Here is a 24,829-nt window from a genome sequence, read left to right as displayed (position 1 = left end):
AAGTCTTGGTTCATTCAGCCGAGGGTCGGCTTGGAACGGGCAAGGCCGCCTCGCTGTTCCAGGCATCCACCGGACGACTGAACAGGTTCTCGGTCTGGAAATGTGCCATGCGCCATTGCCCGTTTTCCTCGGCGAAACGCACGGTCAGCCGCGCGGCATTGAGGTGCGAAGCGCCACTGGCGAAGGTTGAGGTCTGCAACATCACCCAACTGCCCGATGCGCCGTCGGTGCCGACCTCGATCAGTTCGCTGGTGAGGAAGTGCACGTTGAGGGCGAAGTGCGCCGGGGTCTGCATGTAGGTGGAGAACATCGCGCCGATCTCCTCACGCCCACGATAGCCGCCGAAGCTGTTGGCGTACTTGGCGCCCTTGCCTTCCCAGACCGCATCGATCGTGAACAGGCCAGCCAGCTCAGTCAGTTGCGTGCTTGCGTCGAGGGCATCGCATAGCACCATGTAGCGATTCATACAGGCGCGTATGGCGTGCTCGGCCTCGAAGCGCTTGAGACGCGCTTCGAGATTGGCGATTAGGGCTTCGTTCAACATGTCAATCACGCGCGCTGGATGATCAGTTCGCGGCCAGTACGGGCCTCGACCTTGGCATAACGCCACAGTTTGTAGGTGCCTTCGCCCACCGGTGTGGTTCGGAACAGGTTGCAGGCCGCGTGTACAGTCTCAATGTCCGGCACATCGGCCAGCAGGTAAGTGGTCCAGGGGTATCCGCTGGATGGCCCGACCATGCTTTGGTCATCGTCCATGTTGCCGAACACCGTCACTCCAGGCAGATCGTGAATGCCGTTCCACATGGCACTGAACGCTCCCCATACTTCCAGTTGCTCCTCGCGCGGCGCATCGAAGAAGTTCTGGTTGATGCCCATGCAGAACAGCACGCGCAGTGGTTTTTTCTCACTCATGATTGGCTCCAGATAAGGGTCAGAGATAGCCCGGCAAGGGCTGCTTGCCGAAGAAGACGGCGCCGGCATTCTGGTAGGTAATGTCGCCCATGAAGGCATGCTGGGTGACCACCTGCGCATCGTTCACACAGCGTGCCAACGGGCTGCTGTTGTAGACGCCGGTCATGCCCGACAGCATCTGCGCGGTGCGCGCCACCTCGGCGGCGACGCGGGTAGCGTGGGTCGAAGACAGACGTAGCAGGTTGGTTTTCTCGACCGACAGCGAGTCACCCCGCAACACCGTTTGCCAGGCGTCCTCGATGGATTCGAAGAAGAAAGCTCTAGCCGCACGCAGCGCAGCCTCAGCCTTAGCGATCTCAACCTGAGCCAGTGGCCTGTCGGCCACAGCCGGCGCACCGGTTACCGAGATGCGCCCAGCGGCCATATCGCGGAGCTCGTCCAAGGCAGCCCGGGCAACGCCAAGACCGACGACGGAAAGGACCTGGGTGGCGAACGACAGCGAGGGGTAACGGAAGAACGGCTCGTCAAGATTGGCCGCGCCACCGCGCACGAACGTCCACTCCTCTGATACGACCACATCCTCGACCACCAGGTCATGACTACCGGTACCGAGCAAGCCGACGGTGTCCCAAGTCTGCTCGATACGCACCTTGCTTTGTGGCATTACCGCAAGGCGCGGCAAGTCCAGCTTGTCACCGTTTTTTGGTGCGATACCGACGCCCACCAGTGAAGCCCCCATGCAGCCGCTGGAGTACTTCCAGCGGCCGTTGACCTTGAAGCCACCTGGCACGGCCTCGGCTGGTTGCGGCGGAAAAATGCCACCGGCGAAGACTACGTCGGGGCCATTTGCATAGACCTGCCGAATGGTATCCAAAGGCAGCGACGCCAGGTAGACCGGGCTCATACCGAAGCTGGCGACCCAGCCAGCAGAACCGTCTGCCCTGGAAATCTCTTCGACCATGGCACAGAACTCGCCTGGCGAGCACTGGTCACCACCGAAGCGGCGGGGCACCAGAGCACGGTAAACCCCCAGCGTCTTGAAGGCGTCAATCACGTCTTGGGCGATATAGCCAAGGCGGTCAAATTCGCCACTACGGGCGCGTTTTTTGATATCGACCAACAATGCCGAAAAGGCCTGATTGTCGGTAATGGCGGCAGACGGCGTATTGCCGACCAGGGTGAGCGAAGTCATGACAGGATCCACGATCAGAGAAGGTTGGAATCGAGACGCCGCAACAACTCGCCAGCGACCGCCAAAAGCAGTTCGTCAGCGCCTTTGGCGGCGATAAGTTGCAGGCCGACCGGCAAACCGGATTCCCCTTCAAAGGGAATGCTCAGAGCCGGATGACCAGAAAGATTGAAAGGCCTCACGAACGCGGTCATCCCCAGCACCGCACGGGTGTCTGCCGCGTCCTCGAGACGCAATGGGTAGTCAGGCATAGTCGGCAGGACCAAAACCGGAAAACGCTCAAGGGCGGCATCTACCTCGGCGGTAAACGTGGTGCGCACTCGTTCGGCGGCGGCCAGCGCGTCATCGCTGGTCTGCCCGGCTGCCTGCAAGCGACCGGCGACATCCGGGGCGACCAAGCCGGTATCGAGTAGATGCCCGCAGGCATTCCAGGTCTCGCGGTTGATCACCACCATGCCGGCATCATAGGCAGCCTGCATGCTATTGAGCTGTACATTGCCGAGCGTCAGGTTGGTGGCATGAAGCACGGCGTCGATAGCGCGCTGCACCTCACTCGATGCCTGCACCGAGACCACACCGAGACAAATGTCTGAGACTTCCGGTAATGGCTTGAACGAAGGATCAATGATGTGCATCGACTCAATCAGCAGGGACAAGCGGCTCGCGAAGGGGCCGACGCAATCCAGGCTGCTCTGCGCGGGCATCACCCCCCGACGATCAATGCGGCCGAACGTAGGCTTAAAGCCGAACACACCGCAACAGCACGCAGGAATGCGCACAGACCCACCGGTATCGGTGCCCAGGGAAAAATCACAGAGCCCAGCAGCGACGGCCGCCGCAGAGCCACTGGAGGAGCCGCCAGGAATACGTCCGGGATATCGCGGATTCTCGGCAGTACCGGCGTAATGGTTGATGCCGGTAGTGCCATAGGCAAGCTCATGCAGAACGGTCTTGCCGACAACCTGGCAATCACCATCAAACAGGGCATCGACCACGGCGGCGTTCTGCGTAGCTGGACCGACATCCTGTAGCGCCCTACTGGACGCGCGGGTCGGATAGCCAGAAATATCGATGGTGTCCTTCACCATCACCTTCAGGCCAGTACCCCCTACCTTCATTTGCTCGATCACCATTGTCATACCGTCTACCTTCTCGAACGTTGTTGGCGTGGCGAGCACGAGGCCGCCGATTCGCTAAATCTAAAATCGCCATAATTACGTGAATTGTCAATTGAATTGTACTTAATAATATCGATCGGATTTGGTGCGAATTTCCATGAATCGCACCAGTAACGTGCAGATTGGTAACGCTTTACCAAAGGTTCATCCCATCATCGATAAATAAAAATAAATTCATATAAAACAATAAGCTACACATACAAATTCGAGTCAACAGCAATCAGACAAGTGTTACCAGGTTGATTTTTGAACAGAAAAAAGGCTCAAGAAAACACCTGTCGAAAAAAAATATTCGTCATTTTAAATCTTAAAAAATCACGCTCTTTGCATACATTTTTAGCCATAAAAAGCAGAAAAAAAATCACTTAAATCGCTGTTTTTACTGACGATGCGACTGACCAACGACGATTGCCGATCGCCGGCTTTTTTAGTCGAGAGGGGAGATGAGCGAGGTGTGTGCACTACTGGTGCAGCTCAAGTTCTGGCATGCAATCTGCAAATTCGTCGCTAGCACGCCGACCGCTGTCAGGCGGTGATGCTTTCGCCGGTGAATATCACCAAGCGCATTACGAGAGGCTATGCGGATACCCCATAGGTACCGCAACTCAGCCCGCTTATTAGCCTTGCACCCTGGAGCACGACATGCTGTTCAAGAAAGCTGTGTCCACCCTGATGTTAAGTGCGCTCTGCGCGTCGATGGCGGCTCAGGCAGATGTAAAAGTCGGTGTCGTCACCTCTTCGACCGGGCCTATCGCACTGGTCGGTATCCCTCAGAAGAACAGCGTGGCGCTCATGCCGAAGAAAGTCGGCGACCAGAACATCACCTACATTTCGCTGGACGACGGTAGCGACCCGACGGCCTCGGTGAAGGCGTTCAAGAAACTGATCGACGAAGAACATGTCGACGCAATCATCGGCCCAAGTGGCTCGCCCAATGCCATGGGGGTGATTCAATTTGCTGCCGAGTCGGGCACGCCAATGCTCGCCCCAACCGGAAGCGCCGCCGTGGTACTACCGATGACGGAGCAAAAAAAATGGGTATTCAAGACCACCCAGAACGATGACCTGATCGCCCAAGCGCTGGTCGAGCACATGGTCAAGACCGGCGTGAAGACACTCGGCCTGATCGGCACCGCCGACCCCTATGGTGAGAACTGGGGCAAAGTCATGACGGCCCTGGCCGAAAAGAACGGGATAAAAATCGTCGCCAACGAGCGCTTCCAGCGTCAGGACACATCCACCACCGGCCAGAGCCTGAAGATCCTCATGGCCAAACCGGACGCCGTACTGGTCGCCGCACCGGGTAGCTCGGCCGTGCTGCCGCAGACCACCCTGTTCGACCAGGGTTACAAGGGCCAGGTCTACCAGACCCATGGCGCGGCTCTCCCGCCGTTCCTGCAACTGGGCGGGCGCAAGGTCGAAGGCACCATCCTTGCAGCCAGCCTGATGCTGGTGATTGATGAAGTACCGGACGATCATCCATCCAAGAGTGTGGCGCGCAAATACATCAATGATTACACCCAGCTAAATGGCAGCGCGCCAGCGACATTCGGCGCCAATGTCTACGATGCCGGTTTGCTGCTGGAGCACGCCATTCCCACCGCGTTGCAAAAAGGCAAACCAGGTACCGCCGAGTTCCGTTCGGCACTGCGCGATGCACTGGAACAGACCCATGAGCTGGCTGCGACCCAGGGCGTGTACAACATGAGTCCTGAAGATCACAGCGGTTTCGACAAACGCGGCCGCGAGCTGATCACCGTCAAGGACGGTAAATGGGTGCTGCTCAAGTAACACAGCAGCCACGCCTTAGCCGGTGCCTGGCACCGACCGTACGTTAGACGCCAGACCACTACCTGCCTTCTTGGCCGGTAGTCGCTGCGCGCAATACGAATCCTGTCATCGAAGGATATTGCCTCCATGAATTTTCAGATAGCCATGCTGCTGGGTCAGGATGGCGTGACCAATGGTGCGATCTACGCACTGTTGGCGCTTTCCATTCTCCTGGTCTTTACCGTGACACGGATTCTTTTGATCCCTCTGGGTGAGTTTGTCACCTTCGGCGCTCTGACCATGGCGGCTCTGCAAGCTGGCCAGCCAACCCGACTGGTCTGGCTGCTGCTCGCCCTGACAGTCATCGACTGCACCTTGGATCTGCTCGGCACATTGCACAAAGGCCACGGCTTTCGCTTACCCAAATACCTGCCGATAAAGCTCGCCTACGCCGTAGCCATGGTGTTGCTGGTACAGAATCTACTACTGGCAAACCTGCCCATGGCGATCCAGGCCCTGCTGACCCTGGCCCTGCTGGTGCCAATGGGCCCACAGATGTATCGCTTGTTCTTCCAGCCAATCGCCGGCGCCCACTCGCTGGTGCTGCTGATCGTCTCGATTGCCGTGCATGTGGCCATGGTCGGGGTCGGCCTGCTGCTGTTCGGCCCCGATGGCGCACGCACTCGACCGTTCTCCGAAACAGGGTTGGAGCTCGGCCCAGTGACACTGAATAGCCAGACACTGTGGGTGATCGTTGTCTCGCTGGGCTTGATCGTCGGCCTGTTCCTGTTCTTTGAACGCAGCCTGTATGGCAAGGCGCTACGCGCCACTGCGGTGAACCGCATGGGGGCACGGCTGATGGGCATATCGCCGAGCCTGGCGGGCAAGACGACCTTTGCTCTGGCCGCCTTTCTCTGCACCCTCTCGGGAATTCTCATCGCCCCAATCACCACCCTGTATTTCGACTCCGGCTTCATCATCAGCCTGAAAGGTTTCGTTGGCGCCATCATCGGCGGCCTGGTCAGCTACCCCATCGCCGCCCTAGGCGCGCTGGCAGTTGGTCTGGTGGAGGCCTTCTCGATGTTCTGGGCCAGTAACTACAAAGAGATCATCGTGTTCACCCTGATCATCCCGTTCCTGCTCTGGCGCTCACTGACTAGCCGTCATGTGGAGGAAGAAGAATGAAACCGCGCCTCCTCGTCACCCTGCTGGTCGTCATCGTCGGCGTCGCGCCGCTGCTACTGCCGTCCTTCCAGATTACCCTGCTCAACTACATAGGCCTGTATACCCTGGTGGTGCTGGGCCTCGTCCTGCTCACGGGGGTCGGTGGCATGACCAGCTTCGGCCAGGCCGCGTTCGTTGGCCTCGGAGCGTATACCAGCGCCTATCTGACCACCGCCGAGCAACTGCCCGTCTGGCTCGCCTGGACCGCGGGTTCACCCTGGCTGTCATTACTGGTGGGCATCGCCCTCACTGTCTGTGTAGCCGTGCTGCTCGGTGCCCTGACACTGAAGCTGTCCGGACACTATCTGCCGCTGGGCACCATCGCCTGGGGCATTTCGCTCTATTACCTGTTCGGCACCCTGGATGGGCTGGGCGGCCAGAGCGGCATCGCCGATCTGCCGTCGATCTCATTGTTCGGTCTGACGCTGGATAAGGGCGAGAAGATCTATTACCTGATCTGGGCGGTGCTGCTGGTCGCCATCCTGATCACCCGTAACCTGCTCAACTCCCGCGAAGGCCGAGCCATCCGCGCGCTCAAGGGCGGCCAGGTGATGGCCGAGTCGATGGGCGTGAATACCTTTCGCTCCAAGCTGGTGGTGTTCCTCATCTCCGCGCTGTTCGCCACCGTCTCGGGCTGGCTCTACGCACATACCCAGCGTTTCGTGAACCCGACGCCGTTTGGACTGAACATGGGCATCGACTACCTGTTCATGGCACTGATCGGCGGTGTGGGCAGCGTTTGGGGCGCCCTGCTCGGTGCCGGTATCCTGACCATGCTCAAGCAGTGGCTGCAGGACTGGCTACCGACGCTGATGGGCAGCCAGGGCAACTACGAAACGATCGTTTTCGGCCTGCTTATCGTGTTGCTCATGCAGCGTGCTCCGGGCGGCCTGTGGCCACTGCTGGTGCGCTTGGTTCCAGCCCGTTGGCGCCACGACCACAACGCGCCCAGAGCAGATGACCTGCCGAGCGGCCTGCCGCGCCGGGACCTGCCAGATAGCGGCCAACTTATCCTCGAAGCACGTAACGTGACCAAACGCTTCGGTGGCCTGGTTGCCAACAACCAAATGAACCTATCGATCCGCGCCGGAGAAATCCTCGCGCTGATCGGCCCCAACGGCGCGGGCAAGAGCACCATGTTCAACCAGCTCTCCGGGGTAGACACCCCCACCGAGGGTGAGGTGTTGTTCCTTGGCGAGAAGATCAACGGCATTCCCTCGCGACGTATCGCCCACATGGGCATGAGCCGCACCTTCCAGCACGTGAAGCTGCTATCAACCATGAGTGTGCTGGAGAACGTAGCCATCGGCGCCCACCTGCGTGGCGACAAGGGCATCGTATCGTCGCTGCTGCACATGGAGCGCGCCGAAGAAGCCGACTTGCTGCGTGAGGCCCGGCGCCAACTGGAGCGGGTTGGCCTCGGCGACTACCTCTATGAAGAAGCTGGCAGCCTCGCCCTTGGCCAGCAACGCATCCTGGAAATCGCTCGCGCGCTGTGTGCTGACCCATGCCTGCTGCTCCTCGACGAGCCCGCCGCCGGCCTGCGTCACAAAGAGAAGGAAGCCCTCGGCAACCTGCTGCGCAAGCTGCGTGACGAAGGCATGGCAATACTGCTGGTGGAACATGACATGGACTTTGTCATGGGCCTTGTGAACCGCATCACGGTCATGGAATTCGGCCAGAAAATTGCCGAAGGCCTGCCAGATGACGTGCAAAAAAACCCGGCGGTGCTCGAAGCCTATCTCGGCGGAGCGGAGTGAAGACCATGAGCAATCAACCTCGTAACATCCTGCTCGAAATAAAAAACCTGAGCGTGGCCTATGGCAAGGTCGAGGCGCTAAGCAATGCCAGTCTGACCGTCGGCGAAGGCCAGATCGTCACCGTGATCGGTCCCAACGGCGCCGGCAAGACCACCCTGCTCTCGGCGATCATGGGCGTGCTTGGCTCCAAGGGCCAAGTCAACTTCGACGGAACCCTGGAAGCCGTACCGGAAGTCGAGGTGCTGGTCGGGCGCGGGTTGGGCCTGGTGCCGGAAAAGCGCGAACTGTTCGGCAGCATGAGCGTCGAGGACAACCTGCGCCTCGGCGGCTTTATGCGCTACCGCAAAGGCGATAAGTACCTCGACGGCACCCTTCAGGAAGTCTACAGCCTGTTCCCGCGCCTGTTTGAACGCCGCAAGCAAGAGTCGTCGACCCTTTCCGGCGGCGAGCGACAGATGCTCGCCGTAGGCCGTGCGCTGATGGCCAAGCCCAAGCTGCTGATGCTCGACGAGCCGAGCCTGGGCCTGGCGCCGCTGATCACTCGAGAGATCTTCCGCATCATCGCCGACCTGCGGCGCCAGGGTGTGTCGATCTTGCTGGTGGAGCAGAACGCCCGCGCGGCGTTGCGTGTTGCCGACTACGCCTACGTGCTGGAAACCGGGCAGATCGTCATGCAGGGCCCGGCCGCCGAACTGGCCGATGACCCGCGGGTGATTGAGGCCTACCTAGGCCTGGCCAGCAAGCACCAGGAAATGCTCGCGACTTGATCCACCATGCGCCCGTCTCGCGGGCGCAACCTATTTGCAAGGAGAAAGCCCCATGGCTCGCTCGATCCCTTCACGCCTGTGCATTGTTGGCGCCGGTGCCATTGGCTGCACCCTGGCGGCGCGCCTGGCGGCCACAGGTCAACCAGTGAATATGTTCGCCCGTGGCAACACACTCACCGCGCTAAACGAAAACGGCGTACGCCTGACCGACCTGGATGGCGAACATAACGCCCCGGTAAACGCCAGCGACGACTGTGTCCTGCTCGGCGAGCAGGACGTGGTTTTCCTGTGCGTCAAGGCACAATCTTTACCCACGCTGGTCCCCCATCTGGCACCGTTGATCGGCCCACATACAACCGTGGTTCCGGTCGTGAACGGCGTGCCATGGTGGTACTTCCACGGCGAGTCCGGAAATATGGCTGGTCAACCTATACAGGCGGTTGATCCAGACGGAACCCTGCTGGCATCTCTCGATCCGGCACATATCCTCGGGTGCGTAGTATTCATAACTGCAGAAACGATAAGCCCAGGACAGGCACGCTCACACAATCCGCACCTGATGATTCTTGGCGAGCCAAATAACCGCAAGAGCCAACGACTCGAAACGATCCGTCAACTGATCGAAGACGCGGGTATAGAAGCCAGAGCAAGTGATCGTATCCGAGACTCGCTGTGGACCAAAATCCTCGCCAATCTGACCTCCAACCCCCTGTCGGTAATCACTGGGGCAACACTCGAAGAGCTCTATAGCGAGCCCGAGTTAACCCCTCTGGTGGGGAAAATACTTCATGAAGGGCTACTCACTGCCGCAGCTTATGGCGCACGCATTGATTTCGACCCACCAACATTCATGAAACTTGGTGCAGGCATGGGCGCAGTCAAAACCTCGATGCTGCAGGACTATCAGCATGGGCGCGCTCTGGAACTCGCCGCTATCGGTGACGCGGTAGTCGAACTTGCAGAGCACCACGGCCTCGGCGTACCCACCACTCGCGACATTCTTTCGCTAGCGCGCTTTTTAACTCGGCACCCTTCACGCAGCAGCACTGACATCGTTTCGGTCATCGCGCCCACATCTACCCCATCACAGGAAAGGAAAAAACCATGACCTCCCTGCTTACCCAAAAAATCGATTCACCCTGCGCCTGGCGTGGCGAAGATTTGGTGAAAGACCCTGAGCAAGCCTGGATATATCACCTATCCCCTGACACGCTCGCTGTGCTTGATCGCGCCATGGTGCAGGTTAGAGATCGTGGCCTAAAGGCTCCGAACTTCATACGTGAGGATTTCTTGATACCAGAGCTGGATAAGGAGATCCAAAACCTTGCGAACGAATTGGAGAATGGCCGCGGTTTTCTTCTCCTTCGCGGCCTGCCAGCCGAGCTCTACGGCGAAGAGGAAATGTCAATCATCTATTACGGCCTGGGCCTGCACATGGGGACTCCTGTGACTCAGAATCCACGCGCCGACCTGCTGGGCGTGGTGACCGCCATAGGCAACTCCAAAGAGAAAACTACTCGTGTCTACGAAACTAACGCCTACTTGCCCTACCACACAGATCTGTCCGATGTAGTTGGACTCCTGTCCATACGCAAGGCCAAGCAAGGCGGACTCAGCAGCCTGGTCAGCGCTGCGACCGTCTACAACGAGATCCTGGAGAGGAACCCCCACTATCTGGCGTTGCTCTATCGCCCACTATATTTCGCACACTTGGGTAATGACCTACCGGTCCCCTCTCCGATTTTCAGCTACCACGAGGATAAGCTCAGCTGTCGTTACCTTCGTGCCTATATCGAACTCGGCCACGAACAGAGCAACGTCAAGCTCTGCCAGGTAGAAGTCCAGGCGTTGGATTTGATCGACGCCATCATTCATGACCCAGCGATCCGTCTGGACATGATGCTGGAACCCGGCGACATGCAGTTCGCCAACAATTACGCCGTGATGCATTCGCGTAGCAACTTTGAGGATCACGACGATCCAGACCTCAAACGCCGCCTACTGCGCCTGTGGCTGAAGATGCCCAATGCACGCGTACTCGCACCGGAGTTTCCCGGCCGAAACGGGTTCCATGACAACCTGCGCCTGGCTCCTTGCGCCTGACATAACGCCATCGTGCCTGACAGGTGCGTCCTACCGCCCCAGAGAAACCACCATGACCGCAATGATCCAAACCCTCAAGCCCGAAACCTGTAGCGACGAAGAATGGGCGCTGCGCATCAAGCTCGCCCACTGCTACCACCTGGTCGATTACTTCGGCTGGACCGAGACCATCTTCAATCACATTTCCGCGCGCCTGTCTGGCCCGGCCCACCATTACCTGGTCAACCCGTTCGGCCTGAACTACAGCGAAGTCACTCCAGCCAACCTGCTCAAGGTCGACCTGCACGGTAATAAGCTCGACGAGTCACCCTACGACGGCAACCCCGCAGGCTTCGCTCTGCACAGTGCCGTGCATGGCGCGCGCGACGATATCCAGTGCCTCCTACACACCCACACCACGCCGATCTCCGCCGTGGTGCAGAAAAAGCGCGGCTTCACCCATGACGACTTCTACGGTGCGCAACTTTACGGCCGCATCGGTTACCACACCTTTGAAGGCATCACGCTGTTTGAAGACGAGAAGACCCGGATGATCGAAAGCCTGGGCGACAAGCACATCCTGGTGCTGCGCAACCACGGTATCGCAGTGGGCGAAAGCAGCATCGAGAAAGCCTTCTTCCTGCTCTGGACGGTGCAACGCGCGGCCGAGAACCAGTGTGCCGCCGGCGCCCTGGGCGGCGAAGACAACCCGCTCGAAGCCGGTATTGCCGAGAGGTGCGCGGACCTCACCGCCATGCTGATCCGCGAGAGTGGCTTCGCCACCAAGTTCTACGACGCCATGGTGCGCAAGATGCGCGCCGAGCGCGTGCTGCCCTGGTAACCGCGAGGAGTCGTGCAATGAATGCTGCCATCCACCCCAACCTCCCGCACTTCGACGAACCGCCGATATCGCGCCTCGATCCAAAAGGCGTGCTGCTCAGTTGCAATGCGGCCTACCTGCGAATGTGCGGCCTGCGCGAAGACGAACTGATCGGCAAACCCCACGAGCAGATCAATGACCCGCGCATGCCCGCAGTGGTCATCGACAGCATGTGGCGTGCGCTGCGTGCCGGCGTACCTTGGACTGGCCCCGTGATGGGGCGTCACAGGCAGGGCGGGCATTACTGGCACACGCTCTATGTCGTGCCGCTGTTCGATGGCGGAGAACTCTCGGCGCTCGGCACCGTCTACCAGCCGATCAGCCGTGAAGAAATACTCGCAGCCAGTACGCTCTATGCCCGCCTCGACCGTGGTCAATCGCCGTGGGCGCCAGGCCAGCGTTCCACTGCGTTGCTCGCCAGTCATGGCCTTCAACTGAGTCTTGGCCTGCTCGCTCTGGGCGCAATCATCACCGCGCAACTGCCCTTGGCCACAGGTTTGCTGGCCCTCTTCGCGCTGCTGCTGGCCGGGCTGCAACCAGCCCTGCGCCAGCGCCGACTGACCCGCAAAATCCTTGGCCAGTACCGGGAAATATACAGCGAGCCGCTACTGGCGCCGCTGCATAGCGGCCACGCCGACAGCAGCGCTCTGCTAGCGATGGCCCTGAACAGCCAGCGCGCGCGGATGACTACGGTGATGTCACGCATCAGCATCAACAGCGAGGTTCTGCGCCAGCAGGCACATACTTCAGCCGAAGTGGTGGAGAACACCGCCGAACAACTGAACAGGCAGGTACGCGAGACCGAACAGACCGCCGCGGCCATCAACCAGATGAGCGCCACCATCCAGGAGCTTTCACGCAACCTGCAGAGCACCGCCCAGGCCGCGCAGAACGCCAACCAGTTGGCCTACGACGGTGAACGCCTGTCGGACGACAGCCAGAACTCCACTCAGACCATGCGCTCTTCGGTGGAAGAGATCGGCAGCGCCGTCGGCAACCTGGCCGATGCTATCGAGTCGATCGGCGGCATCGCCAGTGTGATCCAGAGCATCGCCGAACAAACCAATCTGCTGGCCCTCAATGCCGCAATCGAAGCCGCCCGCGCTGGCGAATCCGGCCGGGGCTTCGCCGTGGTTGCCGACGAAGTACGCAGCCTCGCCTCACGCACACGTGACTCGACTCATGAAATCCAGCGCTCTATCGAAAGCCTGCGTAGCGGAAGCGGCAACGCGCTGACCACCGCGAAACGTGGCGAGCAGGCCGCGCTGCGCGCCAGTGCCGATGTGCAGCAAACCCGCCAGGCACTGGTGCGTATCTGCGAGGAAGTCGGCCAGATCAGCAGCATGAACCAGCAGATGGCAGCGGCCATTGAGCAGCAGGGCCAGGTCGCCGAGCAGATCAACCAGCAGATCACCGAGATTGCCGGCCTCACAGAGCGCACCAGTCAGCAGGCAGGACGTACCACCGAGATCAGCCAGACCCTGCACCAATTGGCCGAATCGCAACTGAGTCTTGCGCAGCGTTTCATCAAGGGCTGAGATTCGTACAACCGGATGATCGGTAAAACCTGGCAAGCACGTACAACAACCTGGCCACCAGGATCAATTTCCTGTCGCTGGTAAAGGCTTGAATAGAGCCTCATAAAAATCCCTTCGGGACATTAGCGAGGCCCCCCCCATGTCCACTCAGGAATATGATTACATCGTGATAGGCGCCGGCTCGGCAGGCTGCGTGGTTGCAGCCCGGCTGATCCAGCAGAATGCCGGCAGCGTGCTACTGCTTGAGGCCGGAGGCAAGGACAGCAGCCCCTTCCATACCATGCCCGCCACCGTGGTACAGGTTTTCCAGCAGAAGTCCTGGCCGTACATGACCGTGCCGCAGAAACACTGCAACGACCGCGAAATGATCATTGCCCAGGGCAAGGTGCTCGGCGGCGGTAGCTCGGTCAACGGGATGATCTACATCCGTGGCCAACACGAGGATTACGACGACTGGGTAAAAGACTGGAACTGCCCGGGCTGGGGTTATCGCGATGTGCTGCCCTACTTCAAGAAAGCCGAAGCCAACGAGAGCCTCAGCGGTGAGTTCCACGGACAGCAAGGCCCATTGCCGGTCAGCGAGAACCGCTATCGCCACCCAATGACCATGGCCTTCGTGCGCGCTGGCCAAGAGATGGGCCTGCCCTACGTCAACGATTTCAATGGCGCATCCCAGGAAGGTGTCGGCTTCTACCAGACCACCACGCACAATGGTGCCCGTGCCAGCACCGCGCGTACCTATCTGAAATCGGTACGCGACAACAGCAAGCTGACCGTGATCACTGACGCCCTGGCGCACAAGGTGATCGTCGAGAACGCCCGCGCTACCGGAGTGAAGTTCAGCGAGAAGGATGGAGCGCCGATAATCGCCCACGCCCGCAAGGAAGTAATTCTCAGCGCCGGCGCCTTCGGCAGTCCGAAGATTCTCATGCTCTCCGGCATCGGGCCGAAGGAACACCTCGCGGGTCTCGGCATCGAAACCTTGGTCAACCTACCGGTTGGCAAGAACTTTCATGACCACCTTCACCTGTCGCTCAACGCCACCACCCACAAACAGAACAGCATCCTCGGCGAAGACAAGGGCCTGCGCGGCATCAAGCACATGATCCAGTGGCTGGCGTTCCGTAGCGGCCTGCTGACCAGCAATATCCTCGAAGGCGGCGGTTTCGTCGACAGCCAGGGCGTCGGTCGGCCAGACATCCAGTTCATGTTCCTGCCGGTAATGGACAACTTCGACAACACTCCCGGCGAAGCCCCTCCCGCCGCCGAGCATGGCCTCACGGTCAAGGTTGGTCACCTGCGCCCCAAGGCTCGTGGCGACGTGCGCCTGCGCAGCACTGACCCGGCCGACATGCTGCTCATCGACCCCAACTATCTGGGTGACAAAGACGACCTGCAAGGGCAGATACGTGCCGTACAAGCCGGCCTCAAGCTGATGCAACAACCCGCATTGAAAAGCCTGATCAAGAAGATCGTCGCGCCCGAGAATATCGACTGGCAGGACACTGCCGGCATCGAGACCTTCATACGCCAGGCGATCAAGACCGTCTACCACCCTGGCGGTACCTGTTGCCTGGGCATTGATCCGGGCAGCTCGGTGGTCGACCTGCAGATGCGCGTACATGGCGTGCCGAACCTGCGAGTGATCGACCTCTCCGTATGCCCGCAGATAGCCAGCGGCAACACCAACGCGCCGGCGATCATGCTTGGCGAACGCGGTGCCGATTTCATTCTCGGCAAGGCACCGCTGACGCTGAGCGCACCACATGAGCAAACGCTGAATCTCGATGCGGTGATTGGCACACCTCAGTCACTCGCCGGCTCCAACCGCTCCTAATCGACCTTTCCCGACCTGGCGCGCATATCGCGCCAGAGCTTTCCTACGCCCTGAAACCGGATCGAGGATCACACCATGCACTTCTTCCCGCAGCGTCATCTGATCAGCGCTATTGCACTTTCCGCACTTGTCCTTGCCCAGAATGCCCACGCCACCGAGGGTGGTGGCGGCGCCTACGCCAATGGCAGCGAAGGTTTCATGACCGGCGCCCTGCCTCCGCCTGGCAACTACCTGATCAGCTACAACACCTATTACACCGCCGACAAGTTTGCCAATACGAACCCGGCGTTCGACCACTTCAAGGTCAGTACCGCCGCTACCATTCTGCGCGCCATCCATGTCACTGATAAGAAGATCCTCGGTGGCAACTGGGCGATGCACGCCTTCCTGGTTGCAGCCGATGTGGACGTCAATATGGGGGCGGGCGGCCGCCAGGATCGCGCCGGCATGGGCGACCTCATCGTCAGTCCGCTGGCGGTCGGCTGGCACGCCGGAAACTGGCACTGGATTGCAGCCGTCGACCTGTACCTACCCACCGGCCGCTACGACAAGAAAGAACTGGCCAACATCGGGCGTAACTACGCCACCGTCGAGCCGCTATTCGCCTTCACCTACCGCAACCCGCAGGGTTATGAGTTCTCGATGAAGACCATGTTTGACCACAACTACGAGAACAACGACACCCAATACCGCTCAGGCAATGAACTCCACGCCGACTTCGTCGCTGCCAAGCACTTCGGCAACTGGGGTGTGGGTATCGGTGGCTACACCTACAAACAGCTCACCGGCGACAGCGGTGACGGTGCGGTATTCGGAGACTTCAAAGGCCGCGCCACTGCACTGGGCCCGCAACTCTCTTACACAACTGCCTCGGGCTTGAACATCCAGGGCCGCTACCAACATGAGTTCGACGTATTGAACCGTCCGGAAGGCGATAAGTTCTGGCTCAACATTGCCATCCCTCTTTGATTTTATCTGCCAGGAGTCACCCCATGAGCGACATTCAATTGCTTCCCCAAGTGCAGGCGTTCCTACAACGCCAGCACGCCCATTTCGTCGATGGTGCTTACCGCTCTAGCGCCTCCGACAAGCGTATCTCGATCATCAATCCGGCCAATGGCGAAGCCATCGCCCAGGTAACCGCCGCTAATGCATCTGACATCGAAGCGGCCGTCAGTGCAGCACACTGCGCCTTTAAAGGCAGTTGGGCCAAGACCTTGCCCTATCAGCGTGGCGTAATACTCAATCGACTGGCCGATCTGCTCGAAGCCAACAGCGAAGAACTGGCCCAGTTGGAAACCCTCTGCTCAGGCAAATCTATCCACCTATCCCGGATGTTTGAAGTCGGCCAAAGCGCGGTTTTCCTACGCTACTACGCCGGCTGGGCGACCAAGATCAACGGCGAAACGATGTCCCCCTCCTTCCCGTCGATGGCCGGCGAACAGTACACCGCCTTCACCCGTCGTGAGCCAGTGGGCGTGGTGGCCGGTATCGTGCCGTGGAATTTCTCGGTAATGATCGGCGTATGGAAAATCGCTGCCGCTCTGGTCACCGGCTGTACGCTGGTGCTCAAACCCAGTGAATTCACCCCACTGACTTTGCTGCGCCTGGCCGAACTGGCAATGGACGCGGGTGTGCCAGCGGGAGTGTTGAACATCGTCAACGGCACCGGCGAAGTCGGTGCACAACTGGTCAACCACCCGCAGGTAGCCAAGGTTTCGTTCACCGGTTCGGTGCCGACCGGACTCAAGGTCGGCCAGGCCGCAATGGCCGCCAACCTCACCCGAGTGACCCTGGAACTGGGCGGCAAAAATGCTGCGGCGCTGCTGCCTGACGTCGACCTCGATGCTGCCATCGGTGGGCTGATCCAAACCGGTTATGTGCATCAGGGTCAGGTGTGTGCGGCACCAGAACGGCTCTACGTACCGCGTTCACGCCTGGATGAGACCCTGGAGAAATTCAGCGCGGCACTAAAAGGCATGAGCATTGGCTCGCCTCTTGATGAGAGTGTCCAGTTCGGGCCCCTGGCCAATAAGCCGCAGTTCGACAAGATGGTGCAATTCTTCGAGCTGGCACGCCAGGAAAGCCGCATCGTCTGCGGTGGTAATGCGATTGCCCGTCCCGGCTACTTCGTTGAGCCGACCCTGGTACTCGCGGGTAACGCCAAGGATCGCATCCTGCACGAAGAAACTTTCGGCCCGTTAATGTGCGTGCTGCCTTATGACGACGTCGAAGAACTTCCCGGCCTGATGAACGACTCGCCGTTCGGCCTCACCGCAAGCATCTGGACCAACGACCTGTCCAGGGCACTGCGCCTGATCCCCCAGATTGAGGCCGGCACGGTATACATCAACATGCACACCTTCCTCGACCCTTCGGTGCCCTTCGGCGGCATTAAAGCCTCGGGCACGGGCCGCGAATTCGGCAGCGCGTTCATTGACGATTACACCGAACTCAAGTCAGTGATGATCCGCTACTGAATCGCCTCTCGGGCCGGTTTACCGGCCCTGCCCTCCCTGTTCGAAAACCCACAATACTCAACTCGTTTCTGGCACGAGGAATGCTTGAATTTTCCCGTAATTAGTCATATGTGCAAAATCGATCCAATTGCGCACCAAAACTATTAGAAATCCCTTCGAGGTGCCTTGTGAGTGTGCAAAACCTCCACGATTTCGACCACTGGAATCAGGCAGTACATGCCGTGTGTGGCCGTTTTGTCACGCAACGCTGCACTCATGCAGACAATTTCATTGGCAATATCCAGCACCATCAATTGGGTGATCTGAATCTGGCGGATATCCAGGTTAACGCCTTGTCGATCCGCCGCGAACGCGGCAGCGCAAGCCGTGGTGATGATCGCTTCTATTTTTTAGTCCTGCAGCGTGAAGGCAGCATGGCGATCAACCGTAGTGCGCAAACATTCACCTTGCACCCTGGCGACATGGCCCTGCTGGACTCAGCCGAGTCCTTTGAAATGCAACCGAATGGGTTGATCGCGCAACTGTCGATCCACCTCTGCCGTGACGCCGTGGATCGGCTCCTGCCGACACACGCCTGGCGCTTCGGCAAAATCGAACAGAGCGGCCTGAGCGGACGTCTGCTCCACGGCATGTTGCAGCAGATCAGTGACGGGGAAATGAATCTGGGCGCCGGCCAATCTCATGGCGCGGCATTGCAGGACGCCCTGATCAACTTGCTGCAGCCCTCTTTACATCCCGATGATGTACCGAACACCGGCCGCCCCCTACGACGACTCGCTGAGCGAATGATCAACAAAACGCTGCTGGCGCCCCCGACACCAGCCGAACTGGCCGCGATGCTGAACATCTCGGTACGCCAGCTCTACCGCCAGTTTGAACTCGATGGTGACAGCATCGGACGCTACATCCAGCGCCAACGCCTGCACTGCGCCGCCCGAGATTTGGCACAGACCGGTGACAATGCCCTACCCATCACCACCATCGCCTACAAGTGGGGCTTTACCGACTCCGCGCACTTTTCCCGGGTATTCAAGCGCCACTACAGCATGCCGCCCAAGGATTACCGCGCAAACGTCCAAGGCGCAACCAGCGCGCACAATAACCAAGGACACCCTTGAATATTGCCATCATCGCCACCGGGGCCATGGGCTGTTTGTTCGCTTTACCTCCGGTAATTAGCGGCGTGCGGGGCAGCCTGCATCCCGGTGAACACCAACATCCGCTCAGGCTTCCTTTTTAGCGTGGAAGAAATGAAGTACTGCTTGATGGGACGCGCAGATGCCTTCCCCGAACCGGGTAAGCCCTACCGTATCAAATGGATGCAACTCCAAGGCACCGCGTCAACGGTGCAGTCGATGCTCGCTGGCGCACGCGACTGTTCATCTCAGGCCCCGTCTTCGCTTGATCAGGGCACATTGTCCAGCGAACTGCCGGCTTAGCGAGTGCCCAGCTCGTGGCCGAGGCACCGGGGCCATTCTCGCTGTACTGAGCCGTGCAGGAGGATTCGCCTATCAAGAGCATTACAGACCTCAAGAGCAAGACCGTCGGCGTCAACGCCTATGACTCCTATGGCCAGATCGCCATGGTGCTGAAGTATCACGGGCAGAATCCAGCCAAGGGCATCTAGCTGGTGGAAACCGGCCTCCCTGGCTCCGAAGCAGTGCTGCGCGCCGGCCAGAATATCGATGCCTAGAAAGCGCAGCGCACGCAGGAATTCTTTCGTCTGCCCGATGCCACATGGCTTACGACACGCTTCGATCCGGCATTGGAAAACAACAGCTGACCATCTGTTCGGACAGATCCACACACCTGCAGCACCATTGAGCGCCCTCCGCCGGCATAGCGGCGGATGCCAAATTTAGTAGAAATGTCTATGATTGTCCGTCGACTTTCACAAAGCAGTTCCTTTGATGTCCATTCCCAAGAAACGCCGTAACCGCTACAACCCTGCCAGCGAAGACTTTCACAAGGAAGAGTTTCCTTTTTACTGGCTGGCACGCGTGTACGGGCGCTACGCCATGGCCATGGAAAAGCTGCTCAAGCGGATCGACCTGGATATCCCGCGTTGGCGAGTGCTGAACATTCTCTTCGAGAACGACGACTCCAGCATTTCGGAGATATCCGAACACGCCGTGGCCAAGCTTTCGACCATCACCAAAATCGTCTACCGAATGAAGGATGATGGTCTGGTGGAAACCAGCCAGAGCACCCAGGACGGCCGCGTAACTCAAGTCAGCCTGACCGCGGCAGGTCGCCAGGCGTTTTTTGACATGCACGAACTCACCGACGAGTTATTCCAAAAAAGCTTCCAGGGTCTAACCGAAGCTCAACTGCGCAAACTTAACCAAGTCTTGGCGAACATCTTCGCCAACCTGCCGGAACACTGACCGGCTTCGAGAACTCGCCGCACCCTGCTCGCTACCGTCAACTCAAACAAAATACTAGATTCTTATTAGTCCTCCAGCGCCCCCGCTCGTTCAATAACCAGACCTCCGAAGTGCTGATGCGAGCTCAAGGTCTGGTTCAGCACCCTGCGGGCGAGTCCGGCGCGCAAAACTCGACTGAAGCTCCACGATCACCACCAGTACCCTTCTTACTTTTCGTCAGTTTTTTACTTCGGAACTCATGCCAGCGACCAGCAACCGCTTCAAACGTGTTGTTGGCGGCGTGAGAGGCTTTTTGGCGCTCGGCGCGACGATGTGAGCGGGGATCGATATTGTTGGCCACCAGCGCACGTGCAGCCTCTCTCCGCTGGCGAGCCTCCTTGAGACCCACGTCGGGATAGGTGCCGAGGCAAATACGCAATTGCTTGTCATGCCAATAGAAACGGAAATGCCAGCGCTTCGAACCCGTCGTGGGCACTTGCAGAGATAAGACATTCCCATCAGTTAACGTATAAGGCTTGCTGGCGGGCTTGGCTTTCTTGAGCGCTGTATCTGTCAGAGCCATCAGACACCTCCTTCTGCATCAAGGAGGGGAATACAACCCAGCGGTAGACGGACCAATACGAAAATTGATGCGCAAGGAATCGTAAAAGGCTGTGCCAGCGGTGTACTTAAATGTGTACTTAAAAACCGTGGCTGGAGATGGATTCCAGTGGAATTCAGAAAACGAAAAAAGCGGCACTAGGCCGCTATTTCCGTGGCTTCCAGGCGTTCAGTGGGCCTTAGTGGAAGCAAATATGGCGCAGCGGACGGGACTCGAACCCGCGACCCCCGGCGTGACAGGCCGGTATTCTAACCGACTGAACTACCGCTGCGCGTAACACTTGAAGCGAATGGTGGGTGATGACGGGATCGAACCGCCGACCCTCTGCTTGTAAGGCAGATGCTCTCCCAGCTGAGCTAATCACCCTTCACTTTCGGTGTGGGCCGCATCATATACGAAAAATCCGCAATGTGTTGATTTAAATGCAATTTATTTTAAATATTTTTCAATGAGCGGCGCACCCCGGTAAAAACGGGCTTCTTCTGGGCCAAACGCGGCGCTATTACGTTTACCCGATCGCCCGTTATCAGGTCACCCTGCACCGGGTTTTCCAAAGCCCAGACCGCAAAAAGCCCGCTCAATGAGCGGGCTTGCCGTGCCCCACCTCCGTCAGAAGTCGAAGAACACCGTTTCTTCTTCGCCCTGTATGCGGATATCGAAACGATAAGCCAACTTGCCATCAACCGTGCAACGCTTGGCGACCAGCGTCTCCCGACGTTGAGGCTGCTCGATCAGATTCAACACCGGATCGACCGCATTGGCCTGGGCTTCGTCGTCGAAGTACACCCGGGTCTGCAAGTGAATATTGATGCCCCGCGCGAACAGCGAAACATTGACGTGCGGCGCCATCGGCACACCTGCAGCGTTCTTCACGGTGCCCGGCTTGACGGTATGGATCTGCCACTCGCCAGTATCCGTGGTCGCCGTGCGGCCAAAACCGTTGAAGGGCTTTTCCAGGTTGTAGTCGCTGTCGTAAACGCCTTCGTGGTCAGCCTGCCAACATTCCAGGAACGCATCGCGGATCAGGTGACCGTTGCCGTCATAGACATGGCCCAGTAACAGGATGTGCTCCCCCGGCGCACCAGGCTTGGCCATTTCGTTCCAGATTTCCTGCTCGCGGGGCGGGTTGCCTGCCGCCTCCAGCGCCAGGCCGATATGCACGTAAGGACCGGCGGTTTGCGACGGGGTTTCAGGCAGAAGTTCAACGGGCATGGACGTGCCTCCTCAACGGTTTTCGAAGTGGGTCTTGCGCTGACCGCGCAGAACGATATCAAAGCGATAAGCCAGGCAATCCATGGGATTGGCCATGCTCATATCAAGCCTTGCGATCAGGCTCTGCACCGCATCCGGATTGGCGATCGACTTGACGATCGGGCACATCGGGATGAGCGGGTCACCTTCGAAATACAGCTGGGTGATCAATCGCGTGGCAATCGACGGGCCACTGATGGAGAAGTGAATATGCGCCGGACGCCAGTCATTGGGACCATTGCGCCACGGATACGGGCCGGGCTTGACCGTGCGGAAACTGTAGTTGCCGTCGCGGTCGGTCAAGGCACGGCCGACGCCGCCGAAGTTAGGGTCGATGGGGGCCAGATAGCTGTCTTTCTTGTGTCGATAGCGACCACCGGCATTGGCTTGCCACATTTCCACCAGGGTATGGGGAATCGGCTTACCGTACTGGTCACAGATCCGACCGGCGACGATGATGCGCTCGCCGATGGGCAAGCCCCCGTGGTTGAAATTCAGCAGCAGATCGTTATCGTGCTGCCCCATCTTCAGGTGGGAAAAGTCCGGGCCGCTGGTTTCCGAGCGGGATAGGGGAATGCTCACCAAGGCTTGACGCGGGGAACGCAGGATCGAGGTTTTGTAGTCAGGCGTCAGGGCTTTGGGGTGCCAATTACGATCACGAATGACGAAACGGCTGTTGTCCGCATCAGACATGTCGGTTTCCTTTTTGTTATGGATGAAAATCAGGGGTGAACGCTGGGTAACCGGCAATCACCGCCCCAGTCTCGCCTGATCAGGCGCCCTCCAACACTGAAAAAACCGACCCTATCCATATCCAGATGGTTATGGATAGCTGCCTTCGCGATATTCCGCGCCCACCTCGCGCAACACCTCCACGCACCATTGAGCCGCCATGGACATCGTCAGCGCGGGATTGCTGCACAGCCCCACAGAACCACCGGGTTCACGAATACCCAACTCCAACTCAAACAGATCACCTCGATTCAGGTCCTGCCTGACCGCATCAAAAGGCGCGACCCAGATCGCCTGACTGCCCTGCACATAACGCCGACTCAAGATCAACGACAGGGTTTCCAGACGCTGGCGCGGCGGGCTGATGCCGTGCTGCACAAACAGGCTGTCGGCGTATTTGCGGATCGTCGTCCCCGCCAGCGGCAACACCAGCGGATAATTTTCGATATGTTCATGCGCCTGCGGGTCAGCCAATAGCGGATGGCCATTACGCACCACCAGGGTCATGGATTCGCTGTACAGATGCTCGAACATCAGCCCCAGGATCTGCGGGCTATCGGTCATGCGTCCGACCACCAGGTCCAACTCCCCTACACGCAATTGCGACAACAGGTACGCGCTCGGCCCGGTCACCACGCTCACGACCAACGCGGGATGTCGGGCATGCAAACGACAGACGACCTCGGGCACCAGCAAACTTTCCACGGTGGACAGCACGCCGAGCCTGGCGGTGAAGGGTTCGTGCTCGCCGGCACGCAGGCTATTCACCCCTTCTCGCAGCGCTTGTACGCTCGGCCCGGCATAACGCAAAAAAGCCACTCCGGCTTCAGTCAACGCCGCGCCACTTTTGCTGCGCACGAATAAAGTGGCGGTCAGCAGGGTTTCGAGTTCTTTGAGGGTCTTGGACAGCGCCGGCTGGCTGATCGCCAGTTTTTCCGAGGCGCGCGCCAGGCTGCCCTGGCGCGCCACTTCGAGAAAGCACACCAGATGGCGGAATTTGATTCGGGTGTCGATATTCAACGTATTTAGCCGCCTTCGAGGTGTCCGGTGCCGCGAAAGTGTACGCCCGATGTCCGGGCGACGCTGCCGATCAGCGCCGTTGCAATACGTGATGAGCCTTGTCGAGCGCCCTCTTCGCCCGGTCGAAAGCGCTAACGCCTTGCTCCAACAACTGTCGAGAGGGGGTCTCCAGGCTCAGCGGGATACCGGCGGGCAGCGCGCTCAACAGACCGTCCAGGTCACAATCGCCGTCACCCGGGAAACGTCGTTCATTGCGCGCCTGACGCAGGATTTCATCCATATCGTCGGGGCGCGGTCCCGCTACGTCGCACAGCTGTGCGTAGCGGAAACGATGCGGCGCCTTGGCCGTGGCGGCGGCCAGTTCCGTGAGCGATGAGCCAGACCGATCGAAGTGGAACGCGTCAATCAGAACCCCACCGTTGGGACGGGCAGCGCTCTCGACAATGCGCCATGCCTGCGAAAGATCGCGTGCGTCTGTCCAAGGCATGAATTCCAGGTGCGGGTGGATGCCGAGCGGGGCCGCCATGTCGCACAGCGCCGCGAAGTTATCGCCCAGGCGGGCTTCGTCCGGGTCGTTGCCGGCGATCAACAATTCAGTCGCGCCAAACTCGGCACCGACGTCCAGAAGTCCGAGGAAATCCTGCACGCGGGTTTCCGGCTTCAATCGCAGGATCTCAATGTCCAGCACCTTGATCCCGGTGTCGCGCAGACGCTGGTGCGTTCGATGCCGCAACTCGGCATCTGCCATCAAGGGGAAGTGATGTTCTTGCGGCGTTGCCGGTTCCAGCCGCAAGCCGACATGGCTATATCCGGCGCGGGCAGCGACCTCGACCATGTCCGGAGGCGACAGCTCCAGCACGGTCAGGGCAGCCAGGGAAAATATCTGTTCGCTCATGGTCGACTCTCGTTCTCGAATTCCAAAAAAAGCGACGTGCTTCGGTCACGAAAAGTGACGACCTGAGCCGCTGTCTTTTTTAGTTAGAACTGAGTTCCAGTTTTAAATCAAGTGGAAAAAACACGCGTGGAGGAAAGCAGTTTTCGCGGTTGGTTTGTGTTCGATAACCGCACAAAAGCCTGATTTTCCGATTGATCATTCTTCCTTAAAAACCGAACACTAAATAAGACTCCCCCCGAAGCCCCCGTAATCCGGGACTTGCGCCCTGTCGGCGCAACCGGGCGAATTGACACTGCCGATGGAACTGGAATAGTTTTCCAGAATCA

At 59.0% G+C, this 24,829-nt stretch carries 22 protein-coding genes and 2 tRNA genes; 13 read left to right on the top strand and 11 right to left on the bottom strand.

Features of this window, described 5'->3' with window-relative positions; all coding sequences use genetic code 11:
* Window positions 1-10: 10 nt before the first annotated feature.
* Genes PverR02_RS09905 through PverR02_RS09890 form a run of 4 tightly spaced genes read right to left on the bottom strand, consistent with a single transcriptional unit; the run spans window position 11 to window position 3,240 of the window.
* Window positions 11-544: a nuclear transport factor 2 family protein gene (locus PverR02_RS09905; RefSeq protein ID WP_169885625.1), complete on the bottom strand. Its 534-nt coding sequence runs from the start codon at window positions 542-544 to the stop codon at window positions 11-13.
* 5 nt (window positions 545-549) lie between these two features.
* Window positions 550-912 (bottom strand): hypothetical protein, encoded by a 363-nt coding sequence (locus tag PverR02_RS09900; protein ID WP_017846866.1) that lies wholly within the window; start codon window positions 910-912, stop codon window positions 550-552.
* 19 nt (window positions 913-931) lie between these two features.
* A complete protein-coding gene (iacA, locus tag PverR02_RS09895) occupies window positions 932-2,104 on the bottom strand; it encodes an indole-3-acetate monooxygenase (RefSeq protein ID WP_017846865.1) in 1,173 nt (390 codons plus the stop codon).
* 14 nt (window positions 2,105-2,118) lie between these two features.
* Window positions 2,119-3,240 carry an amidase gene (locus PverR02_RS09890; RefSeq protein WP_079443221.1) on the bottom strand — a complete coding sequence of 374 codons (1,122 nt, stop codon included), beginning with the start codon at window positions 3,238-3,240 and terminating at the stop codon, window positions 2,119-2,121.
* Between the two features lie 681 nt (window positions 3,241-3,921).
* Here PverR02_RS09890 and PverR02_RS09885 point away from each other — a divergent pair.
* From PverR02_RS09885 to PverR02_RS09825, 13 genes are all read left to right on the top strand, one after another.
* A complete protein-coding gene (locus tag PverR02_RS09885; protein WP_079443220.1) occupies window positions 3,922-5,070 on the top strand; it encodes an ABC transporter substrate-binding protein in 1,149 nt (382 codons plus the stop codon).
* Window positions 5,071-5,196: 126 nt separating this feature from the next.
* Window positions 5,197-6,234 carry a branched-chain amino acid ABC transporter permease gene (locus PverR02_RS09880; protein WP_017846861.1) on the top strand — a complete coding sequence of 346 codons (1,038 nt, stop codon included), beginning with the start codon at window positions 5,197-5,199 and terminating at the stop codon, window positions 6,232-6,234.
* Window positions 6,231-8,033, top strand: a complete 1,803-nt coding sequence (locus PverR02_RS09875) for a branched-chain amino acid ABC transporter ATP-binding protein/permease (protein ID WP_079443219.1) — start codon at window positions 6,231-6,233, stop codon at window positions 8,031-8,033. The genes PverR02_RS09880 and PverR02_RS09875 overlap by 4 nt, the downstream gene beginning before the upstream one ends.
* Window positions 8,034-8,038: 5 nt before the next feature.
* Entirely contained in the window at window positions 8,039-8,800 is a 762-nt protein-coding gene (locus tag PverR02_RS09870; protein WP_017846859.1) for an ABC transporter ATP-binding protein, read from the top strand.
* Window positions 8,801-8,852: 52 nt separating this feature from the next.
* Window positions 8,853-9,908 carry a ketopantoate reductase family protein gene (locus PverR02_RS09865; protein WP_079443218.1) on the top strand — a complete coding sequence of 352 codons (1,056 nt, stop codon included), beginning with the start codon at window positions 8,853-8,855 and terminating at the stop codon, window positions 9,906-9,908.
* Window positions 9,905-10,903 carry a TauD/TfdA family dioxygenase gene (locus tag PverR02_RS09860; protein ID WP_079443217.1) on the top strand — a complete coding sequence of 333 codons (999 nt, stop codon included), beginning with the start codon at window positions 9,905-9,907 and terminating at the stop codon, window positions 10,901-10,903. Before PverR02_RS09865 ends, PverR02_RS09860 begins: the two co-directional genes overlap by 4 nt.
* A 52-nt stretch (window positions 10,904-10,955) precedes the next feature.
* On the top strand, window positions 10,956-11,723 hold the full coding sequence (locus tag PverR02_RS09855) for a class II aldolase/adducin family protein (protein WP_017846856.1): 768 nt from the start codon (window positions 10,956-10,958) through the stop codon (window positions 11,721-11,723).
* Between the two features lie 17 nt (window positions 11,724-11,740).
* Window positions 11,741-13,300 (top strand): methyl-accepting chemotaxis protein, encoded by a 1,560-nt coding sequence (locus PverR02_RS09850; RefSeq protein WP_079443216.1) that lies wholly within the window; start codon window positions 11,741-11,743, stop codon window positions 13,298-13,300.
* Between the two features lie 139 nt (window positions 13,301-13,439).
* Window positions 13,440-15,137, top strand: coding sequence for a GMC family oxidoreductase (locus PverR02_RS09845; protein ID WP_079443215.1), 1,698 nt, complete (start codon window positions 13,440-13,442; stop codon window positions 15,135-15,137).
* Window positions 15,138-15,212: 75 nt separating this feature from the next.
* The gene (locus PverR02_RS09840; protein ID WP_017846853.1) at window positions 15,213-16,106 is read left to right on the top strand and encodes a SphA family protein; all 894 of its coding nucleotides are present in this window, start codon (window positions 15,213-15,215) and stop codon (window positions 16,104-16,106) included.
* Window positions 16,107-16,129: 23 nt separating this feature from the next.
* Entirely contained in the window at window positions 16,130-17,617 is a 1,488-nt protein-coding gene (locus tag PverR02_RS09835) for an aldehyde dehydrogenase family protein (protein WP_079443214.1), read from the top strand.
* Window positions 17,618-17,727: 110 nt separating this feature from the next.
* On the top strand, window positions 17,728-18,735 hold the full coding sequence (gene feaR / locus PverR02_RS09830) for a transcriptional regulator FeaR (protein WP_174630462.1): 1,008 nt from the start codon (window positions 17,728-17,730) through the stop codon (window positions 18,733-18,735).
* Window positions 18,736-19,527: 792 nt separating this feature from the next.
* The gene (locus PverR02_RS09825) at window positions 19,528-20,004 is read left to right on the top strand and encodes a MarR family winged helix-turn-helix transcriptional regulator (protein WP_017846849.1); all 477 of its coding nucleotides are present in this window, start codon (window positions 19,528-19,530) and stop codon (window positions 20,002-20,004) included.
* A 136-nt stretch (window positions 20,005-20,140) separates the two neighbouring features.
* On the opposite strand, the gene PverR02_RS09820 is transcribed toward PverR02_RS09825, so the two are convergent.
* The 7 genes from PverR02_RS09820 to PverR02_RS09790 all read right to left on the bottom strand — a co-directional run bounded on the left by PverR02_RS09820 (window position 20,141) and on the right by PverR02_RS09790 (window position 24,503).
* Window positions 20,141-20,566 (bottom strand): integrase arm-type DNA-binding domain-containing protein, encoded by a 426-nt coding sequence (locus tag PverR02_RS09820; protein WP_079443213.1) that lies wholly within the window; start codon window positions 20,564-20,566, stop codon window positions 20,141-20,143.
* A gap of 233 nt (window positions 20,567-20,799) precedes the next feature.
* Window positions 20,800-20,876: transfer RNA gene (locus PverR02_RS09815), tRNA-Asp, on the bottom strand.
* A 19-nt stretch (window positions 20,877-20,895) separates the two neighbouring features.
* Window positions 20,896-20,971 (bottom strand) — tRNA-Val (locus tag PverR02_RS09810).
* Window positions 20,972-21,214: 243 nt separating this feature from the next.
* Window positions 21,215-21,817 (bottom strand): protocatechuate 3,4-dioxygenase subunit alpha, encoded by a 603-nt coding sequence (gene pcaG, locus PverR02_RS09805; protein WP_057005844.1) that lies wholly within the window; start codon window positions 21,815-21,817, stop codon window positions 21,215-21,217.
* A 12-nt stretch (window positions 21,818-21,829) separates the two neighbouring features.
* Window positions 21,830-22,549, bottom strand: a complete 720-nt coding sequence (pcaH, locus tag PverR02_RS09800) for a protocatechuate 3,4-dioxygenase subunit beta (protein ID WP_079443212.1) — start codon at window positions 22,547-22,549, stop codon at window positions 21,830-21,832.
* Between the two features lie 129 nt (window positions 22,550-22,678).
* Complete coding sequence (gene pcaQ, locus PverR02_RS09795) at window positions 22,679-23,608, bottom strand: pca operon transcription factor PcaQ (RefSeq protein WP_079443211.1); 930 nt, start codon at window positions 23,606-23,608, stop codon at window positions 22,679-22,681.
* A gap of 70 nt (window positions 23,609-23,678) precedes the next feature.
* Complete coding sequence (locus PverR02_RS09790) at window positions 23,679-24,503, bottom strand: sugar phosphate isomerase/epimerase family protein (RefSeq protein ID WP_079443210.1); 825 nt, start codon at window positions 24,501-24,503, stop codon at window positions 23,679-23,681.
* Between the last annotated feature and the right edge of the window lie 326 nt (window positions 24,504-24,829).

Origin of the sequence: Pseudomonas veronii (assembly GCF_002028325.1) — a bacterium.
Classification (GTDB): Bacteria; Pseudomonadota; Gammaproteobacteria; order Pseudomonadales; family Pseudomonadaceae; genus Aquipseudomonas; species Aquipseudomonas veronii.
The sequence above is the reverse complement of the archived record's forward strand: the minus strand, read 5'-3'. Positions and strand labels throughout refer to the sequence as shown.

Coding starts and splice junctions, on each gene's coding strand:
- PverR02_RS09905 (WP_169885625.1), bottom strand. CDS start 544: ATGTTGAACGAAGCCCTAATCGCCAATCTCGAAGCGCGTCTCAAGCGC.
- PverR02_RS09900 (WP_017846866.1), bottom strand. CDS start 912: ATGAGTGAGAAAAAACCACTGCGCGTGCTGTTCTGCATGGGCATCAAC.
- iacA (WP_017846865.1), bottom strand. CDS start 2,104: ATGACTTCGCTCACCCTGGTCGGCAATACGCCGTCTGCCGCCATTACC.
- PverR02_RS09890 (WP_079443221.1), bottom strand. CDS start 3,240: ATGACAATGGTGATCGAGCAAATGAAGGTAGGGGGTACTGGCCTGAAG.
- PverR02_RS09885 (WP_079443220.1), top strand. CDS start 3,922: ATGCTGTTCAAGAAAGCTGTGTCCACCCTGATGTTAAGTGCGCTCTGC.
- PverR02_RS09880 (WP_017846861.1), top strand. CDS start 5,197: ATGAATTTTCAGATAGCCATGCTGCTGGGTCAGGATGGCGTGACCAAT.
- PverR02_RS09875 (WP_079443219.1), top strand. CDS start 6,231: ATGAAACCGCGCCTCCTCGTCACCCTGCTGGTCGTCATCGTCGGCGTC.
- PverR02_RS09870 (WP_017846859.1), top strand. CDS start 8,039: ATGAGCAATCAACCTCGTAACATCCTGCTCGAAATAAAAAACCTGAGC.
- PverR02_RS09865 (WP_079443218.1), top strand. CDS start 8,853: ATGGCTCGCTCGATCCCTTCACGCCTGTGCATTGTTGGCGCCGGTGCC.
- PverR02_RS09860 (WP_079443217.1), top strand. CDS start 9,905: ATGACCTCCCTGCTTACCCAAAAAATCGATTCACCCTGCGCCTGGCGT.
- PverR02_RS09855 (WP_017846856.1), top strand. CDS start 10,956: ATGACCGCAATGATCCAAACCCTCAAGCCCGAAACCTGTAGCGACGAA.
- PverR02_RS09850 (WP_079443216.1), top strand. CDS start 11,741: ATGAATGCTGCCATCCACCCCAACCTCCCGCACTTCGACGAACCGCCG.
- PverR02_RS09845 (WP_079443215.1), top strand. CDS start 13,440: ATGTCCACTCAGGAATATGATTACATCGTGATAGGCGCCGGCTCGGCA.
- PverR02_RS09840 (WP_017846853.1), top strand. CDS start 15,213: ATGCACTTCTTCCCGCAGCGTCATCTGATCAGCGCTATTGCACTTTCC.
- PverR02_RS09835 (WP_079443214.1), top strand. CDS start 16,130: ATGAGCGACATTCAATTGCTTCCCCAAGTGCAGGCGTTCCTACAACGC.
- PverR02_RS09825 (WP_017846849.1), top strand. CDS start 19,528: ATGTCCATTCCCAAGAAACGCCGTAACCGCTACAACCCTGCCAGCGAA.
- PverR02_RS09820 (WP_079443213.1), bottom strand. CDS start 20,566: ATGGCTCTGACAGATACAGCGCTCAAGAAAGCCAAGCCCGCCAGCAAG.
- pcaG (WP_057005844.1), bottom strand. CDS start 21,817: ATGCCCGTTGAACTTCTGCCTGAAACCCCGTCGCAAACCGCCGGTCCT.
- pcaH (WP_079443212.1), bottom strand. CDS start 22,549: ATGTCTGATGCGGACAACAGCCGTTTCGTCATTCGTGATCGTAATTGG.
- PverR02_RS09790 (WP_079443210.1), bottom strand. CDS start 24,503: ATGAGCGAACAGATATTTTCCCTGGCTGCCCTGACCGTGCTGGAGCTG.